Source organism: Sorangiineae bacterium MSr12523, assembly GCA_037157775.1.
Classification (GTDB): domain Bacteria; phylum Myxococcota_A; class Polyangia; order Polyangiales; family Polyangiaceae; genus Pendulispora; species Pendulispora brunnea.
Window position 1 is genome coordinate 3,531,299 of record CP089982.1, and the last position, 14,738, is coordinate 3,546,036.

The 14,738-nt window shown below is 62.2% G+C and carries 11 protein-coding genes; 3 read left to right on the forward strand and 8 right to left on the reverse strand.

Annotation, left to right across the window (positions count from 1 at the left end; genetic code table 11):
- Window positions 1-172: 172 nt before the first annotated feature.
- The 3 genes from LZC95_14250 (at window position 173) to LZC95_14260 (ending at window position 3,393) form a co-directional block, all read left to right on the forward strand.
- Window positions 173-406 carry a hypothetical protein gene (locus tag LZC95_14250; protein ID WXA97989.1) on the forward strand — a complete coding sequence of 78 codons (234 nt, stop codon included), beginning with the start codon at window positions 173-175 and terminating at the stop codon, window positions 404-406.
- Window positions 403-1,551: a hypothetical protein gene (locus tag LZC95_14255; protein ID WXA97990.1), complete on the forward strand. Its 1,149-nt coding sequence runs from the start codon at window positions 403-405 to the stop codon at window positions 1,549-1,551. Before LZC95_14250 ends, LZC95_14255 begins: the two co-directional genes overlap by 4 nt.
- 330 nt (window positions 1,552-1,881) lie before the next feature.
- Window positions 1,882-3,393, forward strand: coding sequence for a tetratricopeptide repeat protein (locus tag LZC95_14260; GenBank protein ID WXA97991.1), 1,512 nt, complete (start codon window positions 1,882-1,884; stop codon window positions 3,391-3,393).
- Between the two features lie 353 nt (window positions 3,394-3,746).
- On the opposite strand, the gene LZC95_14265 is transcribed toward LZC95_14260, so the two are convergent.
- The 8 genes from LZC95_14265 to LZC95_14300 all read right to left on the reverse strand — a co-directional run bounded on the left by LZC95_14265 (window position 3,747) and on the right by LZC95_14300 (window position 14,701).
- The gene (locus tag LZC95_14265; protein ID WXA97992.1) at window positions 3,747-5,915 is read right to left on the reverse strand and encodes a TonB-dependent receptor; all 2,169 of its coding nucleotides are present in this window, start codon (window positions 5,913-5,915) and stop codon (window positions 3,747-3,749) included.
- Between the two features lie 3 nt (window positions 5,916-5,918).
- On the reverse strand, window positions 5,919-7,301 hold the full coding sequence (locus LZC95_14270; protein ID WXA97993.1) for an HTTM domain-containing protein: 1,383 nt from the start codon (window positions 7,299-7,301) through the stop codon (window positions 5,919-5,921).
- A gap of 3 nt (window positions 7,302-7,304) precedes the next feature.
- Complete coding sequence (locus tag LZC95_14275; GenBank protein WXA97994.1) at window positions 7,305-8,564, reverse strand: imelysin family protein; 1,260 nt, start codon at window positions 8,562-8,564, stop codon at window positions 7,305-7,307.
- A gap of 16 nt (window positions 8,565-8,580) precedes the next feature.
- Window positions 8,581-10,155 (reverse strand): hypothetical protein, encoded by a 1,575-nt coding sequence (locus LZC95_14280; protein WXA97995.1) that lies wholly within the window; start codon window positions 10,153-10,155, stop codon window positions 8,581-8,583.
- 504 nt (window positions 10,156-10,659) lie between these two features.
- Complete coding sequence (locus LZC95_14285; GenBank protein WXA97996.1) at window positions 10,660-11,811, reverse strand: ferritin-like domain-containing protein; 1,152 nt, start codon at window positions 11,809-11,811, stop codon at window positions 10,660-10,662.
- A gap of 370 nt (window positions 11,812-12,181) precedes the next feature.
- Window positions 12,182-12,628 (reverse strand): hypothetical protein, encoded by a 447-nt coding sequence (locus LZC95_14290; GenBank protein WXA97997.1) that lies wholly within the window; start codon window positions 12,626-12,628, stop codon window positions 12,182-12,184.
- A gap of 575 nt (window positions 12,629-13,203) precedes the next feature.
- Window positions 13,204-13,971 (reverse strand): hypothetical protein, encoded by a 768-nt coding sequence (locus LZC95_14295; GenBank protein ID WXA97998.1) that lies wholly within the window; start codon window positions 13,969-13,971, stop codon window positions 13,204-13,206.
- A 4-nt stretch (window positions 13,972-13,975) separates the two neighbouring features.
- Complete coding sequence (locus tag LZC95_14300; GenBank protein ID WXA97999.1) at window positions 13,976-14,701, reverse strand: hypothetical protein; 726 nt, start codon at window positions 14,699-14,701, stop codon at window positions 13,976-13,978.
- Between the last annotated feature and the right edge of the window lie 37 nt (window positions 14,702-14,738).

Below are 14,738 nucleotides of genomic sequence, written 5' to 3' on the forward strand. Positions count from 1 at the left end.
GTTGGATCATGCCCCGACGATCAGCATCGAGAAGACGAGTCCGGGAAAATGGTAAAATCAGTCATATCTTGAGAGAGAGGTTCTCTTCCCGCCCGACGTAAAGTTTCAAAGTCATCACGTGCCACGAGTACATCCCGGGGCGTTTCTTGATCATGTTGAGGGAGATCTAGCCATGAAAGGACCCAAGGTCCCCACATTCAAAGAGATGCTGAAAAACTTCGAGCTCTCCGAAGAGGATAGGAAAAAGCTCAGCCCGGAAGATTTGGCCGTATTGGAAGAGGCCATCGCGAGAATGAAGAACGACGAAACGGAGCCGGTCGAAGTGCAAAATCTCGACCGCTACGACGCAAAGGGAATGCGTCGCGTCGGTGATGAGTATCCTCCCAACTGGGGAAAGAAGAAGTGACCGACTCTGCAGAAAACGTCGATTTCTGGTACGCCAACGCACGCGCTTCGCGGCGTTTGTTGCCGCACGAGTCGGCCTCCCTCACGCCTGGCTTGCCCGCTCCCGCCGTGCGCGAGCTCGTTACTCGGGTCGAAGAAATGGTCGCGGCGTCGCCAGAACGCGCGTTCTCCTTCGACGCCGATGGTACCGCCACTCTTTCCGCGCCCGGCCGTGGCTATGCTGCGGGCCGTTTCGCGATCCCTACGATCGCCGAGCTGCGTGCGCGCCTCGAATCGCGTCCGCGCGGCGTGCAGGGCAAATTGCGTCTGTCCGCGCTTGTCGGGACGCACCCGCTGACGGACATCGGTACCCTGCAAGCAAGTGCGCCGGAAGGCGTCCTCTTTCAGGCCGCATCGCAGTTCAACTGCCTCGAGGCGCCGGGCCCGCGCATCGTCCCCGTGCGGCACTACCTCAGCGATCCGACGCAGGGTCCGCGCGCTTCGATTTCGGCGTTCCCGGGCACGCTGCTTCGGCACTACCGCGCGCCCTCCAAGGACGGATCTCTGTTCGTACAGACTGACGACCGAGGCATCAACCTTCTCGAGGACGTCTTCGACAACACCGTTGCCGAGATCTGGAGCGGATACCTTCAAGTCGCAAACGTCCACCAGCCCTCCGAGTTTGCGGCATCCCTCGAGGCGCACTTCGAACGCATCCGTGTCGGCGTTCACGATGGTGTCGAGGTTGTCTATGGCGGAAGCTGGGGTGGTCCCGTTCCGCGTGCGCCCGAGCACCGCATTGCACAGGTTTTTACGTCGACCGTAGCCCTCGGTGGGTACGGCCCCGATCGAGGCTGGGCCGAAATTGCGGTGGCCCGTCGCCAGCTTCTTCGCGCCGCGTACCTCGGAACGATTCTCGCCGCGCTCGATCTCGGTAAGCACACGATCGTGCTAACGCTCATTGGAGGCGGCGTGTTTGCCAACCCGCTGCGCGACATCTGGAGCGCCATCCACTGGGCCCTTTCAGAGGCGGATCAATATGCGGACGGCGTCGTCGATATCATCGTCAATACGCGGGGGAAGCTCGAAGCGCAGGACCGTGATGCCATTCGACAGCGTGAAGGGGCCGTCCTTTCCTTGGGCAGCGACGGCGTTTCCGTGACGTAGAAAGTCAATTCACCCGATGATGGACTGTGGCTCGATTCGTGTCGCTCGATCCCGGGTCGCAGGAATAGGCAGACACTGTCTGCCGAATCTGGGCCGTCACAGTGTCGTTCTCGCTGCCTTGGTCCCACTGCGCGCGCCAAGTGCAAAAAACCGCTCGCGAGGAAGTTCTACGAGGCCGAAGCGCTCGTGCGAAGTGCGTTGCCGTCGGCGTCATTCGGGAAGTTCATGCGAGGTGCCTCGAGCGAAGAGTCGTTGTGAAAGCTTGTGTCAATGCTTCGGGTACGCACATCACGAACGACGATACCACGCAGAGAGGCTACCCTTCGCGCCATGTCCCAGACTCCCCCAACGTCTCTCTCGTTCACGGAGGACCTTGCAGCGGCCCGACGTGCACGTGATGAAGGCGATGCCATCCATGCCGCATTCCATACGGCATGGGCTCTTTCGGTTCGGCCCAACGACCCTGAGGCGCTGGCCATGGCCGAGTCCTTATTCGGCGATGCCGATGATCCCAGGGATCTCGTTCCGCTTGGCCCTGAGACGGCATTTGCCTTGGTGGCGCTTCGCGCCCGTGCGCTGGCCAGGATGGAGGATTACACGCAGGCGATCGAGTCCCTCCTTCAAGTCGTTGCTGCGCGACCGGACATATCCTACGTACCGTGGGCCATCGAGTGGGCACGAAAGCATGGCGAACGGGTCGATCCACGCGCTGGGGCCGAGGCCGTTCGGATGCTTCTCTCGCGTCTGGACGACTATGCCGCCGTCCTGCTTCCGTCGTTGATCGAGTTCGTGGAGGCACTGCGTACCCATCATCGAGAGCACTCCGCGCTCGCGCTCATCCACGTTCGTCTCTTGCGACAGCATGGTGAGATGGATGCGGCGCTGAACGTTGCGCAGTACACCTACACGCACAACCGGACCCCGGAGATGGCCGCCGTTCTCGCCGCGACCCACCGCGCCCGAGGCGAACGCGAACGAGCGATTGCGATGTTGCACGAGTCGCTGACGTTGGACCCCCGGTTCGCAGCCGCTTGGCTCGATTTGGGCGACATGTCGCTGGACACCGGCGACTTTTCTCGCGCGGCGAATGCCTATGAATCGGCACTCGCGATCGACGAGGATATGGGCTGGGCGAAAGCCTCGCTTCTTTACGCGCGGTATCAGCAGACCGGGGAGCGCGAGTATATCCACGAGCTCGAAGATTATGCGCACGCACACGGCGAAAACGAGCGTGCACGCGTTCTCCTGGACGCGAGCACTCCTTATGTCGGCTACGTGCCGGATCCTCAAGAATCGAGCATCCAAGCCATCTTTCAAATCTTGCGCGACATCGAATCTGGCTCGCCATTGCCCGATGCTCCGCACTGGACGTTGCGTGTAAGCGCGCTCGAAGCCCCGAGCGTGCGGCTGGTGCTCGATCAGGTGCTCCGGCTCAAGATCCCTCAGGCCAGTATTGCCTACGAGGTCGACCATGTCCCGCACCCGACCCGAGGCTGCCCCGCGACGAGGTCGAATGGGTGCTTTGGCACTACGATGGAACCGAGGCGCACCCCGGGCTTCCCCCGCCGACTTCCGATCAGGTTGCGCCGGTCGTTGCTTTGGCGTCGAAACGGTTTGCCGCATCGACATGGCGGGACGCCGCCCGCACCATCGCCAAGGACTTCCGCCCCCACGATGCTGCAGTTCTGCTGGCGCCAATGGTTCATCCGCCACTACCGGAAAGTGGTTTGCCGCCGTGGAGGTGGATCCCGCGCGTGCAGCTTGCGTGTGCGTACATTCTCGCTTGCATCGACGATGGCTGGGAGGGGTCGTGGCGTCGGCGTGCGCTCCTTTCACTGGTAAACGGCCCCGCCGATTGGGTCTCCGCTGCGGGAATCGCAGTCCTCGCGGAAATTGCTCGGGACGAAGCCGAACAGCGTGAGTCGATACGGGAGTTGCTGCACGAGTTATTGGCCACCGGGCGCCCTTCGGCGGGCTATTGGTGCCTGGAGGCCCCGTTGGTGTTTTCCCTATTGCGGATTCCTGGCGAAACGAAAGAGACTCGGATGCGACTGCGCGAGCGGACGCTCGAATTGTAGAAGTCGGCCCTTCCAAGAAGCGAAAGTTCTGGCAGTGTGCCTCGATAGCGATGGGCGTACCCTCGTCGGCTTTGGGAGCGAGCTCGGGCCGGGTGGTCGCCCACATGAGGGCCTGCCTCAAAAAGTCGCCTTGATGCCCACTTGAATCCACCGCGGTGCATTGGGGCGTGCGCCGAAGGGGCGTCGCGAGACGATGGCGTGTTCGTCGAAGATGTTGCGGACATTGGCATAAATCGAAATGCTCTCGAACAAGCGGAACGTGGCGCTGGCGTCGAACACGAGCAGCGAGTCGGTGTGGAGCACGTTGTCCAAGGCCGCGCGGCCGGCTTGCTCGCGCATTTTCGCGACGTAGTTCATCGAGACGGCGCCGGAAACGCGTTTGGTGTCCAGGCCGATGGATGCATTGAGCTGGTGGCGCGGTACGTAGGGCATTTCGTCGCCGCGCACGACATTGCCGAAGATGGGATCTTCGGAGCGGAAGGTGCGTAGAAATTCCGATCGCGTGAGCGTGTACGAGGCCCGCACCGGCAGCTTGATGTCCGCGACCACCGGCACGTCGTGCTCGGCATAGGCTTCCAGCCCATAGATGCGCGCGCGCCCCGCGTCGAATTGCCGATCGAGATTCTGCTCGACGCAGCCACTGGAGAGTGTGCAGACGTCGGTCAAGTTGGAATAGTCGTTGTAGAAGCCGATGACCTCTGCGCGCGCGGCCCCTTTGACGAATCGCGCACCGGCTTCGTAATTGACACTCGATTCAGCGTGAACGTCGGAAGGGCTGCCGGGAGGCGGCGGGCTGAATCCGCGATGAACACCTGCGAGCACGCCCAAGGGCGGTAAAATCGAATAGAACACACCCGCACCGGGCAAGAGAACCTGCGTAAGTCCGCGCGTCGTTTGGTGGGTGGCGCGGTCGGTGAAGCTTCCTCGAATGGCTTCGACGCGCAGCCCCGGCGTGACGGTGAGTTTCTTCCACGTGATGGCATCCGTGGCATGAATGGCCAGCGCCTCCGAGGACGCCTCGTTGAAGGCCGTCACCACCGTGGGCTGGGGAACCGGCACCAACGTGCCTCCGCTCATGGCGAAGGCATCCTCGCTGTGCCGGCGCTCCACCCGATCCTGGTGAAGCCGAATTCCATATTCGATTCTGTGCGAGACAGGCCCCGTTCTGGGATCGTATTTCACGCGCATCTCCACGCCCTGGGAGACGAAATCGCGCTGATTGGGGCCAATCAAGATATTCTCGCTCGAGCTCGCGCCATCGGCCCCATTGAGCACGGCGTCGTAGACGGCGTTGCGTGGGTTCGTTGGATCGGTCAACACCCCGAACAGATCGGCGCCGCGAAACCCGTTGACCTTGCGCCAGGTGCGCGCCAAATCGTAGCGATAGAGGGTCGTGGTTACCGCAATCTCGCGCGCGGGGGTGAACACGTGGGAGACGGCGATGCCGGTTCGATGCCACTGCATGCGGTCGAGCGAGCTTGCGGCATAGCGTCGGAATGGGTTCTCGCGAAAATCGCGGTCGCTCAATCCGAGGTACGTCTCGTTGGAGACCTCGTCGGAATAGGTGAGCTTCAATCGAATCTCGTTGCGGATGGCGGCGGTCGGGTCGACGACGTAGTAGCCTTTGAACATCCACTCATTGCGTGCGAATCCGGTATCGGCGCCGTTCGGGAGCTCTTTGAACCCGCTGTTTCGAAGGTGCACGCCTTCGACGAGAAACCCCACCTTCTCGTTCCCGCTGCCGACGTATCCGTGCAGCTTCCCGTAGCCGTATTCGCCGGTCGCTGCATCGATGGCCCCCGATGTGGTTTGCGGTATCGAGCGCGTGATGAAATCGATCGCGCCGCCCACCGTCTGTGGTCCGTAGCTGATGGCCGCGGGGCCTTTGATGACGCGTACCGCCACCATGCGGGACATGATGGGAAAGTAGTAGGCCGCCGAGGCCGAATAGGGCGCCGGCGCAAACGGAATACCATCTTCCATCAGCGCCACCTTTTTGCTCCGGTCGGGATTGACGCCCCGCAGTCCGATGTTGGGCCGCAACCCGAATCCATCTTCTCCGCGTGCGTAGACACCGGGAACCTGTGTGACGATGGCGGTGGGGTCGTCGTAGCGAAACACCTCCAGCCGCTTTTCCTTGATGACGTGGGCCGATCCTGCCGTGCGCGCCACCCGTGTTCCCGCGACGGTGATCTCTTGGGGTTGCGCCGGCTTTGGCACGTCTTGCGCGCGTGCCGTGCCGGCGGCGAGCAACGGAGCGAGGAGAAAAAAGGAGCGATGGAGCATTCGCTAAATGGGCCGGATGTGCGGTGGGGGTTCGGTCGGACCAGGGAGAATGAATGCGCGCCGTCCGATGCCATCCGGTATCGACGCGAGATCGACGTCGGGATCAATCATGCGCCGCAGCCTGCGCCCATTGAGCGAAACGAGGGCGTCGACACGCACCTCGACGGGGCCCTCACCGCGCGCTTCGGCCTCCTGCCGCACGCGGTGGGCCAGCTGCAAAATGAGATCGGGCTGCCCGGCCATCTCGCGCTCCTGGAGTGGCGTCAGGATCGCGCGCGGGCTCACGTGCCAAACGCGCCCCGTATTCTTGTTGCGCACGACGAACGTGACGCTCCCATTTTTCTCGCGCACCATCACGCGCCACGAGAACCGCATTCCTTGCTCGTGCCAGCGTACCCCATCGCCGTAGGCCAAATACCGCAGCGGCATGACGAGTTGAACGAGGCAATGAAGAGCGGCCAACGATAGGGCGATTTTGCGACCGCGCGCCCACGGTGCCGGAGTAGGGATGGCGGTGGGGGCGGCCGGCGGTTCGGTGCTGCGACCCAGCCACCGCCGTGGCCAATCCGGCGGAAAATACACGAGCGCGGAAAGCACCATGATGACCGGAAACATCCCAATTGGGAAAAGCAGGCGGGTCATCGCATGAAACACGATGACCAAGCCGAATGCCGCGAGACGCGTCCGCCGCCAGGCGAGAAACCAAACGATGAACGTATCGAACAGAAATCCCGCCCAGCTCATGGCGAGTGGCACCCCAGGCCACGCAAATACCGGCCCAATCCAGGGCAGCCCCGTTTTCGAACCGAGCCAAATTCGCAGGGGTTGCGCATGGATCAACCAATCGGCATTCGCCTTGGCGAGTCCTGCAAAGGTGTAAACGACACCTATCTGGAATCGAAGCAGATACAGCCACCCAGCGGGCACCTCGGCGAGCGGTGCTTTCCAGAGCCATGCATCGACGGAAAACGCGCGATGGGCCGGCGACACCGCCAACAGCACCCCGAGCAGCGCCGCCAAATAGTAATGATTCAAATAGGTCGCGACATCGACCAATTGTAGATAGGAAAACCCAAGTGCGAAGAGAATGGCCGTAATTCGAAACGCCAGGCCCACGGCCACGGAGGCCGCGAGCGCCGCGAGCACCCAGAACAGGGCGTGCATCGCGCCGGGGGCGAGCGGCTTCACCCAGGCGAAGCCCCAGTATTTGAAGTGGAACGCGGGCGAGACGAAGAAGTCGTCAATCCAGCCGTACGCGATGAAGCGCAGCATGCTGACGCACATCGTGATGCCGAACAAGAAGCGAAACGCGGCCAGAAATGCGATGTCGACGGGCCGAAACAGCCGCGAGCCGAGTTCGTCGAATGTGCGCGCGCCTCGGTTCATGGCTCAATCGTTGTCTCCCTCGCTGCCCTTGGGGAGCTCGAGGTTCAGGACGGTGACGAACTCCGTTTTCAGCAAATCGGTGAGCGTCTTCACCGCGCGGTGGAGCGCCTCCACCTTGGCGGGCGACGATTCCAAGGCCTGCTCCAGCGACCCATCCAGCGCGTCCGCCGCGGCTTGCGTGCTCGCCAGCATCGCAATCATGCGATCGGCGAGATCGGAAGCGCCGACCGCGCGCAGCCAATCGTCGAATCCTAGCCCCGCACCGTTGTCGCCGCATCCTTGGAAGAGCCGGCGAAACCCGATCAAATTGGCCGTGATGTTCTCTTTGGAAATGCGCGCATAGCGCGACTCGACGGCCTCCGGACAGCGGCCCTGCGTGCAGTCGTTCAAGCCGAGGGGCTTTCCCAGCTTGTCGTCCTTTACCTCCTGCTCTACGTAGAACAAGGCGTCGCTCAGCGCATTGAAGGCGTCTTGAGGAGTCGCAAACGTGGCGCTTCCCGCGCCGGCGGCGGTGAGCTCGTGGAGAAAGTTGCCGCCGGCGGGATCCCATGCCGCGAGCAAGGCCGCGACGTGCCCGCCGATGTTGTCGGCAATGGCCGCAGCATACCGCGCTTTGCGGCGGCCGATTTCCTCGGGTCCCAATCGATTCCACGACCCGAGCGCATTGATGGGCGAGCCGGACGGACACGCGTTGTCCGTCCCACCGTAGAACGCGAGGAACTCGAAGCCGCCGAGCCCTCGCGTGCTGATGAGGGAGGTCGCGAACTCCGGACGCGCGTACGTTTCGTCGACCAGCTGCTCCTCGATGGTGCAGCGATGAAAGAGCGGCCAACTGTAAATCTGGTCGCGCAGATTCTTTCCGCCAGGATCGCCGGAGCGCGCCGCCGGTCCTACGCGAAACACCTCCGCTTGCTCCCACGTGGCCATGGCGGCGCGCCAGACTTGTTGAACGGCGGCTCGACGTGCGTCGCTCGGATCGTCGCGCCATTCGGCGGCAGCATCGCGCAATGCGCGTGCGGAGCCTTCGAAATCGCGGTATCGGCCGATGGCGCATTCTCCCGCCGCCTGGAGCAAGGCTCGCTTGTCGAAGTCGCCCGAATCGGGGGTCGTCCCGGCGGGAGGCGGCTTGCTGCCGCCGGATCCCGTATAGACATTTTCGTCCGGCGGCGCCTTGCGGCACCCGGCGTTTGCACCGAGCACCGCAAGCCCCACCGATGCCGCGCACGCGGCCACGGCCCACGCGATCCGCAGGAAACAGCGCACGGCCATCTCCTTGCGATCAGGGAACGGGAACCAGGAGCAGGAAGGAGTCCTCGTTGCTGCCCGTCGGCACGGCGCTCGAATAGCCGACGATGGCGAGCTTCTTTTTGTCCGGCGAAAGCGCAACACCCCAGAAGACATCGCCGGTGCCACCCAGATCGTAGAGCTTGCGACCCTTCGGCGCGAAGTTCGTATCGGGCTGCCCATTCGCGGTGAACACCGCCGTCAGCGCCTCGCCGACGTCTTTCGTCTGCTGGCCATTGCCGACGACGAAAATGCGATTGTCCGGCAGCACGACCAGATTGCGTCCTTGGTCGACTTGGTTGTTCCCATCGAGCGTAGCCTTGCCCCCCGTGCCGTAGGTGCCATCGAGCTGCCCATTGGCCGTGAGCCGCAGCGAAACGATGTCGTTGGGATTGGTGCTGACCTCGCGCCCGTACCCGACGGTGACGAAGTTCGTGCCTTGTTGCACGATCGCATACGCCTCGGTCACCGATCCGAGCACGCGGCTGAAGACGCCATTGGTCCCAAAGCCGTTATCGAGCGCACCCGCCGGTGTGAGCTTGAACACGGTCGGTACGACGGTTTTGCCATCCGTATCGGGCTGATAGCCCGTCGCGACCATCGAGCCATTCTCGAGTAGGGTGACGGCCCGAGGGCTGGCCGAACGCCAGCCGCCGTCGACATCGCGGTCCGGATCGTAGGTGAAGACGCCGGAGCCGCCTTGCCCGAAGGTGTCGTCCAACTTCTTGCCCTGCGGATCGACCTTCACGACGGCAAAGTCGCTATCGGTGCGTGCCGCATTGGGATCCGCCGTCCTTTGCGAACCGGTGACAATCAGGCTGCCATTCGGAAGCGCCGCGAGCCCCCATTGCGAGTCGGCGGTGTAACCTGTGCTCGAGCCACCGTCCGGCAGGGTCGTGGGGAATTCGACACCGTTCTTCAGGTTGAACGTTGCGACGCCGCCGCTGCCAAAGGCATCGTCCAGCGTTCCGTTCATTTTGAATCGAACCAGTGCGATATCTCGGTCACGCGGGTCCACACCGGCATCGGCGGGCAACTCGACCGTTGCTGCAACCACGAGGCGATCTTCCACTCCGCCATCGGCCATGGGTGCGCGCTGAATCACGAGTCCGCGCGCCACCTCCCCATTTTTGCCGACCACGATGTTCTTGCGCGCCACACCATTGGCCCCAGGCCCACCAAAGGACGTATCGGGATCGCCACTCGGAAGAATCTTGACGACCGCCGTCTCGAAATCGGCATTCGGCCCCGTCGCCGCGGACACGACGCCCACTGCATAGATATTGCCCGCACCGTCGAATGTGACGTTGAGCAACCGATCGGTGCCATCTTTGGAGAGCTGCAGCTTCTTCGGCTGCGGCCCCGGATCCGCATCGCCCTTCGCGTCGGCCCCCGCGTCCGTCCCCGTATCGGGCGTTCCCGTATCCGGCCCGCTGTCCTGCTTCGCCGCGACGGGATCGTCATCGCCGCAGCCTTGAACGAGCCCCACCGCGAACAGCGCCGCCAGAACCGCTCCCACCGAACCGCGCGCCAGCCACTGCCCCACCTTCGTCCCACGTTCCGTGCGCATCGAAGCTTCTCCCCCCGCAGGCACCCCACCCGAAGCGCAGCAGTGCCGCAAGCAAAAGTGAAAACCACTATCGCTATCGAGAAGGGGAATCTCATGGGAACCACGACGCTGTCAAGGATCGATCGAGCTGCCGATTGAACCGAAATCGGCGCCCTCGAACATGGCGTTCGTGGCGATGATGTAGTGAGATATGCAGGACCCCGGTAACAAGTCGGATTGAAGGATCGATGTCTGAAACGACTCAACGCAGTTCGAGACTTGAACCGGACCGCGCGGATGTTTGGCGATAGACCTCGAATGTCATGCCTCAGGCGGAGTGCGCGCGATCGCGATCCGCGAGCGTGGAGGCGCCGTGATGCCGAACGGAGGACCATGCGCGGTGCGGGTTCTCAGTCACCGGCGATAATCGCATTACGGAGCCCTGCTTGGGGAGGGCGACATCGAGATATTGATCTCGACAGCGCGCACGGGTGAACGCTCCACAAGTGCAGCACCAAAGTGCTCCTACGTGCTAGCTGGTCCTAACGTATTTGCTGAACAACTATCTTGACGCTCACCGGTGAGCGAGGCCCCATTGTGGCGCGTGCCTAGCAAGCCTTCGAGCCGTCCGAGTATCGCCTTTCGGCATCCGGCGTAGATAGGTGCCCATTTTTCCAGACCCACCCGGCCATGGGCGCACAGTGCCCGAGGGTCGGCGAGCGCCACCAACCCGAGTTGCTCACGACGATATGGCGCCGGGGGGAGCTCTCCAATGGCCATTGCGGTCTCATGCAAAGCACGCGCGACTGGCGCTCCGCCGGCATCGATGCAAAACACCAGGATGTCCCATGCGAGTTCCGCATGTTCGGACTCGTCTTGTGCGATTCGCGCGAGCACCTCACGGACAGCGGGATCGGTCGCATCCTCCAATCCGGCGCGTGCCAGCTCCGCGCTGTAGGACTCCAAGAATGCACCGTCGAGCAGCGTCTCCCTCGCCACCGCGATAAGGGCACGTTCTCGGTTTCGCGGACGCTTTCTCATTCCAGTGTTGAGGTCTGCCATTGCCGCTGGACCAAGCGGATGTCCCGCATATTCGCTCGCCAGAGCAAAGCAGCGCTGCGCATGATCGATCTCGTCGAGCGCGCTCTTGTGCGCGCGGGCGAGAAGGTTTGGCGGTGCACCCAATGCGGCGAGATCCCAAGCCACCTGGGAAAACGCCGGCACGCTCGCATGCTCGCCCTTGGCATCGTGCAGCCAGAGCTCCGTGAGCGCATCCCGCGTTGCAGCATCGAGCGCCGCGGCATTCGGCCGCGACCCCTTCGCCCATTCCATGGAGCGGTGAACGTCCGCCGTCACCGGTCGACCTCGAACCCGAAGACTTCTCCCATGCGCCATTCCTGCTGCCAAGAAGGCCACGAACGCCACGAGCGCCGAGATCCCAAGCGTAGTGACCGATCCAATTCCGCCGACGATGAAGAAGAGCAGAGCCGCGCCATCCCCGCCACGTGGTACGCCCAGCAACCGCGCCCGGGTTCGAAGCATTTTGACCGTGATCCCCGCTGCGGCGGTAATCAATAGCTGGAGTCCCGCGAGAAGCAATATCGCATTGAATCCAACGACGGCGCGGTCGGTGAACCAATAATAAAGTAGGCCCGTTTGGAGGACCCAAACCGTCACGGATGCCACCCCCAGGACAAAGCTCCAGTTCCTCAACCGGATGAGGCGTAGGCAAGCAGCAACGGCATGCACATAGGGATCGAGATCCGGCCGCACCGCCAACGCGCGTTCGGTGCAAAATGCACATAGCGGCCGTTGAGTGCCCTGATCCGAGACATATTTCCTGCAAACGACGCATGCACTCATTACGGTTCTCCCGTTGCCAATATAAGACTATACCTCGCTCGTTCCTCCAAACCTGACGAAGCCGGGCGTACTCATGCAGCGCGGCTGCGGCGTCTCGACTTGGCGGCCCATCGAAAATTCTCGACGTCACGAGGAAGCGCGTGCAGATATGCAGCTTAGGGAGAGTGGCCGTGCGTCGTGAGCGTCACGGTGGATTCGGGCTGCAAGCGGGCGGTGACGGATCCAGCGGGCAGGTTTGCTTGACCTTCCGCTTACTGAACGAGACGTATGTTTTACCATCGAAACGCCACGTCCACTCGTCGATGGGCGAACAACAGCCCGCCGGCATCACGTTGAGCGCCCGTAGATCGTGTAGCCCGCGCGAGCGGGTGCGGAGCGCTTTCGGAGTCCCGAAGGGGCCGAGGAGATCGCCAACATTCAAATCGCAACGCACGAACTTGTCGATGCTGTTCGCGCGGGCTGGGTTCGCATCAAACCGGTCGTAACCTGCGGCCGTGAGCGCAGCCTTGATCGGGCTCGCAGGTTTGCGCATGCGCAGAAGGTTGGCATAAACGCGAAAGAGTTTGTTGCGAACTGAGATAGGCCAATTGTAATTGCGAAAGATCATCCAGCGGCCGACTGTGTTGATCATGCCATGGATGCTGTTTCCTGGCATCACATCCACACCGGAATCGGTGAAAAGTCGAGACCAGACGACACCATCGGTAAAGCAGATCGCTGGCGGCTTCGTCCTCGCGCGCACGACGATCGTCGAAGGCCTGCGGCAGCAAGTGGAACAACGGTTCGCGGTGCATATCCCAGCGGGAGACACGTTTTGCGACGGGCCCTTCGGGCGGGGCGAGCCAGAAACGCCATTCGCGGAGGAAAGCGTCCCGGATGATCCACTGATTCGCGCCCCAGCGCATGGTCCGACGCTACTGGTCCGAAGGGGCCCGAGCAAGAGCATTCGCGGTCCCCTTATTGCGCGCGTCCACTCGGTGTCGACTTCGATGTCGCCTTGAGCTCCTCCTTCCTGGGCAACGCGCGCCTCTCGATGCGTTTCAACGACGGCCGTATGGGCCCACGCTCCACATCCGCCCTTGCGAGGTTTGTCTGTCCGCAGAGAGCGTCCGCACGCCGGCAGACACGGACGGTCAGCAGGCGCCCATTCTGCGTGCGCAAAGGGCGACGTTGTCGTGCGTACCGTTCGCGAAAGTCCCCGTCACGTTAATCACGCTCTGCGTCTTTCGTCGAACCAACTCCGGCGTCCCGTATCGAGAATGTATCTCGCGCGTCCGGCGCTCCGCTTTCCGGTAGTCCGGCATCCGACGTGCGCGGGCCGAGGCACTCGATGTCATCGAGCCAAATTGGGTCTATGTGCCCGCCTCCCGTCTCCTTGAGCTCCATAGTTACACACGTTCCAGTGACGCCGATGATCTCCGGCTTATTCTTTTCATCCAGCTGAAATCCTACTCGGTGCACGAATTTCCAGTTGCTGCTCATATGGCGGATATCGTACGTCGTGCTTTCACGACGAGGATCTTTGCGCTTCCAATCGTCGGGGGGAGGAATCGGTTCCCAGGCGCGTCGCACCTCGGAGTCACTGCTCTCGCGATGCAGTTGGAAGCCATTGACTACGAGTTTTCCGCGGAAGGATTTTCGCGGGCGAATATCTATCGCACGCGTATTGAGCACCAATGCCAACGAGCGGACACGCCGCTGCTCCGTCGGACCGGAGCCAAGGACCGCGAAGATGCCGAGCTCGTCCCAAACTTCGGTGCCGCCCGCACGCTCGACATGACGGGATGGGCCCAAGAGCCGCGTCCAGTCGGTAAGCGGTGTGTCCAGTACGATCTGCGTGCCATTGATGGTGATTTTTCCCGCGTCGATGATCACGCTCGGCTGCGCACTGTCGATCGGCGGGGGTTTGTTGCAGAAGATACCACCGGTCACCAAGCCAAGAGCGAGTGCTTGAACGAGGACGCGATGCTTCATGGCGCTAGTACAAGTAGCCGTGAAATTGAACTTCACGAAACTCCATGTGGTCGCGTACGAAATTGATTTGCAGCGCTACGGCGTCGGGCGAATATACGAAATAGTCCGGATAGACAGCGGCCATGCCACGGCTCGGATCTCCGTGCGGTAGAAAGAGATAGACCGGTAACAGAAGTATGTATGAGATCCACGACTGATGTTTGAAGTACTCGACGTGAGCAGGGACGTCTTTCATTTCGTCGACGGTCTTCTCCAGTTCGTTCCAGCCTTTCTTGAGCACCGCGCCTTCGACGACGACCCGTCCGGGGAAACCGTGGTGCGGTTGTCCGTCCGAGAGGTATCGATCTTTGTACCGGGCGACGAACTCCGCGCGCTCCCCGGTTGTAGGAAAATTAGGCGAACTACGCAGCATCTCCTCCCGTATGTCGGCGTATCTATCCGGCCGATCGGACCCGTCATTCCAGATGGCGTCCCAGCGATCGAGGTCACTCATGCCTGCATCATCGAAGCCCAGAACTGTCACATCCACGCGACGGACAACCCCGCCGGACGCGCTCTTGCTTACCCAGAGACGCAGCCCCTGATCGTCCCATGTGAGCACGTCGCCACTTTGCAACGTGCGCGACGGGGGCCCAAGAGCGCCGAGCCAGCTATCCACCGAGTCGAACATGCGCAGCTCGTGACCATGGTACCGAAAGACGTTTCCGTCGACGACGAGCGCATCCTGCACGTTGCTCCGTTGCCCCCCTGAGGAGTGACAGCCCGCG

Excerpts from the sequence above, each read along its gene's own strand:
- LZC95_14280 (WXA97995.1), bottom strand. The coding sequence starts at position 10,155 with ATGCGCACGGAACGTGGGACGAAGGTGGGGCAGTGGCTGGCGCGCGGT.
- LZC95_14250 (WXA97989.1), top strand. The coding sequence starts at position 173 with ATGAAAGGACCCAAGGTCCCCACATTCAAAGAGATGCTGAAAAACTTC.
- LZC95_14290 (WXA97997.1), bottom strand. The coding sequence starts at position 12,628 with ATGATCAACACAGTCGGCCGCTGGATGATCTTTCGCAATTACAATTGG.
- LZC95_14265 (WXA97992.1), bottom strand. The coding sequence starts at position 5,915 with ATGCTCCATCGCTCCTTTTTTCTCCTCGCTCCGTTGCTCGCCGCCGGC.
- LZC95_14270 (WXA97993.1), bottom strand. The coding sequence starts at position 7,301 with ATGAACCGAGGCGCGCGCACATTCGACGAACTCGGCTCGCGGCTGTTT.
- LZC95_14295 (WXA97998.1), bottom strand. The coding sequence starts at position 13,971 with ATGAAGCATCGCGTCCTCGTTCAAGCACTCGCTCTTGGCTTGGTGACC.
- LZC95_14260 (WXA97991.1), top strand. The coding sequence starts at position 1,882 with ATGTCCCAGACTCCCCCAACGTCTCTCTCGTTCACGGAGGACCTTGCA.